3 protein-coding genes are annotated in these 3587 nt (G+C 67.8%); all 3 read left to right on the forward strand.

All coding sequences use genetic code 11. The features are described 5' to 3' along the window. Positions 1–132 precede the first annotated feature (132 nt). Positions 133–945: a DUF2189 domain-containing protein gene (locus tag VDP82_RS15680; RefSeq protein ID WP_323015763.1), complete on the forward strand. Its 813-nt coding sequence runs from the start codon at positions 133–135 to the stop codon at positions 943–945. Between the two features lie 280 nt (positions 946–1225). After that, positions 1226–3466: a heavy metal translocating P-type ATPase gene (locus tag VDP82_RS15685; RefSeq protein ID WP_323015764.1), complete on the forward strand. Its 2241-nt coding sequence runs from the start codon at positions 1226–1228 to the stop codon at positions 3464–3466. Further along, on the forward strand, positions 3463–3587 hold a 125-nt coding region (ccoS, locus tag VDP82_RS15690), incomplete at its 3' end, for a cbb3-type cytochrome oxidase assembly protein CcoS (RefSeq protein ID WP_323015765.1). The genes VDP82_RS15685 and ccoS, both read left to right, overlap by 4 nt.

Consider the following 3587-nt stretch of genomic DNA (forward strand, 5'->3'; position numbering starts at 1 on the left):
CTGGCCAATGCCCATCTCGTCTATGTCGCCTTCACCTCGCAGCCCGACTGCATTTCCCATCTCAAGTCGCCCGATGGCAGCGAGCATTTCCGCGCCGCCAAATCGAGCTGCTGACCCGACACCGGAAGAGCCATGACCCAATCTGTCGATATCCTTCCCCCCTATGAGCCGGCCCTGCCCCGCAAGGTCAACCGCAATCGCAACCTGCCCCTCACCGCCCCGCTGGGCTGGCTGGCCGCCGGCTGGCGCGACCTGTGGACCCGGCCGGGGCCGAGCCTGGCCTACGGGCTGGGCGTCACGCTCGTTTCCTATGCGATCATCTACGCCATGTTCGCCTTCGACTGGGCGCAGGTTCTGTTCCCCGCGCTTGCCGGCTTCCTCGTGGTCGGTCCACTCCTGGCCACCGGCCTTTACGAAAAGAGCCGGCGGCTGGCCAATGGCGAAAAAGTCTCGCTCGGCGCCATGCTGCTGCCCCGGCGCGGCGGGGCCAAGCATCTGTTCTTCGTCGGCGCCATCCTGATGACGTTGATGCTGGTGTGGATGCGCGCTGCGGTGCTGCTCTATGCGCTGTTCTTCGGCTGGCGGCCCTTCCCCGGCTTCGATCACGTCACCGAAATGCTGTTCACCACCGGGCCCGGCATCGGCATGCTGGTGGTCGGCACCGCCGTGGGCGGGCTCTTCGCCGCCTTCTCCTTCGCCATCGGCGCCTTCTCCATCCCCATGGTGCTCGACCGCGGCACCGACGCCTTCACCGCCATGGGCCTGTCGCTGGCGCTGGTCTGGGCCAACAAGCCCGCCGCCATCTTCTGGGCTGCCATCGTGGTCGGCCTGGTGCTGGTGAGCCTCGCCACCGCGCTTGTCGGGCTCATCATCATCTTCCCCCTGCTCGGCCACGCCACCTGGCACGCCTATGCCGCCGTGCGCGGAGACGAAAAGGTCGGCTAATGCACGTCCTGGCTCCCTACATGCCGCCCGTCACACCCGCTTCCTTCTGGAGCGGGCCCGGGGAAGGTGATGTGTGGAGCATCAACAATGCCAGCCGCCCCATTGCCCCCCTCCCCTCTGAGAGGAGGGGAGCGAAAGAACCTCGCTCAACGCGCCCAACCCATCCTGCCTCCCCACCCACCGGGCGGCACCTCCCCCTTGATGGGGGAGGCTGGGAGGGGGTGCGGGAGCCCCGATATTGCGGCCCTCCCACCGCATACGCCGGCACGGAGCGCGCCCCATGAGCTGCTGCGTTCCCCCGCCCGCCTTTGCCGAGACGCTTGCCGGCGGCCCCGATCGCGGCCCCGGCGACAATGAGCTGCGCCTGGCCAGCCGCGACCTGGGCGACGGGCTGCGCCAGTCCGATTTTTCCGTGCCGGCCATTCATTGCGGCGGTTGCATCCGCACCATCGAAACCGCGCTCGATGCCATTCCCGGCATTGAATCGAGCCGGGTCAATCTTTCCAGCAAGCGCGTGCGCGTGCGCTGGCGCGATACCGGCGCCGTGCCGCCCATGGTGCGCCGCATGGTCGAGTTGGGTTACGAGCCCAACCTCTTCACCCTCGAGGATGCCGGGCGCGGCGGCGATTTCGCCGCCCTGCTGCGGGCGCTGGCCGTCGCCGCCTTTTCCTCCATGAACATCATGATGCTCTCGGGCTCGGTCTGGTCGGGCGCCGATGGGCCAACGCGCGATATCCTGCATTGGATCTGCGCCGTGCTGACGCTGCCCGCCCTGCTCTATTCCGGCCGCGTCTTCTATCAGTCCGCCTGGAACGCCATCCGCTCCGGCCGCACCAATATGGACGTGCCGATCACCATCGGGGTGGCGCTGGCCTTCGCGCTCAGCCTTTACGACACCATCGTCTCGGGCGACCGCGTCTATTACGACGCCGTGGCCTCGCTGCTTTTCTTCCTGCTCATCGGGCGCACGCTCGACCAGGCCATGCGCGAGCGCGCCCGCACCGCCGTCAAGGGCCTTGCCCGTCTCGCCCCTGCCGGGGCCATGGTGCTCGATGGCGAAACCGGCCCGGCCTATCTGCCGCTGGCTGAAATCGAGCCGGGCATGACCCTTTCCATCGCCATCGGCGACCGTATTCCGCTCGACGGCACCGTAACCGCCGGCCACAGCGCGCTCGACAGGAGCCTGCTCACCGGCGAGAGCCGGCCCGATCCGGTCGGCCCCGGCCAGAGCGTGCCCGCCGGCGCGCTCAACCTTTCGGGCCCGCTCACCATCCGCGCGACCGCCGACGAGCAGAACTCCACCCTGCATCGGCTGGTGCAACTGCTTGACGACGCCGAATCCGGCCGCAACCGCTATCGCCGCATCGCCGACCGTGCCGCCGCCCTCTATTCCCCCGTGGTGCATCTGGCCGCCATCCTCGCCTTTGCCGGCTGGATGCTGTTCAACGGCGATCTGCACAATGCCACCACCGTGGCCATTGCCGTGCTCATCATCACCTGCCCCTGTGCCCTGGGCCTCGCCGTGCCCATGGTGCAGGTCGTCGCCGCAAGGCGTCTGTTCGAAGCCGGCATCATGGTCAAGGACGGCTCCGGGCTCGAGCGCCTGGCCGAAGTCGATACCGTCGTCTTCGACAAGACCGGCACGCTCACCACCGGCCTGGCCGCCGCCGGCTCCAGCTTCGGGAACGCCGACGAGATCGCGCTGGCCTCCAGCCTGGCCGCCCATTCCAGCCATCCCTATTCCATCGCCATCGCCCGCGCCTTTCCCAGCGCCCGCCGTCCCGCCTGGCAGGATATCGTCGAGCACCCCGGTTTCGGCATCGAGGCGCGGCTCGATGGCGTCGCCTATCGGCTGGGCCGCTCCAATTGGGCGGATGGAACCGCCGGCCCGGATTCGGGCACTCTGTTCGCCCGCGACGGCCATGCGCTGGCCGGGTTCACCTTCGACGATCAGATGCGACCAAACGCGACCCTCGCGGTTAACAGTCTGTTAGCGCGGGGCCATCAGGTGCTAACGCTTTCCGGCGACCGGCCGGCCATCGTCTCGGCGCTGGCCAACCGCCTCGGAATTGCCGGGGAAGGCGGCCTCATGCCCGCCGAAAAGCTGGCCCGCATCGTGCAGTTGCAGGGCGAAGGCCGCCATGTGCTGATGGTGGGCGACGGGCTCAACGACACCCCGGCAATGGCCCGCGCCCATGTCTCCATGGCCCCGGCCAGCGCCATCGACATCGGCCGCAACGCCGCCGATTTCGTCTTTCTGCGCAATGACTTGAGTGCCGTACCCCAGGCCATTGCCGTGGCGGTCGAGGGGCGCGGCCTGGTGCGCGAAAACCTCATCCTGGCGCTGATCTACAACCTCATCGCCCTGCCCATCGCCATTGCCGGGCTGGTCAATCCCTTCATGGCCGCCATCGCCATGTCGGCCTCTTCCGTCGTGGTGGTACTCAATGCGTTGCGCCTGGGCTGGCGCCCCTTCGGCGAGCCCCGCGCGCCTCGCCCCATCGAGCAGGTGGCCGAATGAGCGATTTCTTCTATCTCATTCCAATCTCTATCGTTTTAGGCCTGATCGGCCTCGTGGTTTTCCTCTGGACCATGCGCGACGGCCAGTATGAAGACCTCGACGGCGCCGCCGAGCGCATCCT

The organism is Devosia sp. (genome assembly GCF_034675085.1).
Taxonomy (GTDB): domain Bacteria; phylum Pseudomonadota; class Alphaproteobacteria; order Rhizobiales; family Devosiaceae; genus Devosia.

What these genes read in the sequence shown, in the direction of transcription:
- VDP82_RS15680 (WP_323015763.1), top strand. Translation starts at nt 133, where the DNA reads ATGACCCAATCTGTCGATATCCTTCCCCCCTATGAGCCGGCCCTGCCC.
- VDP82_RS15685 (WP_323015764.1), top strand. Translation starts at nt 1,226, where the DNA reads ATGAGCTGCTGCGTTCCCCCGCCCGCCTTTGCCGAGACGCTTGCCGGC.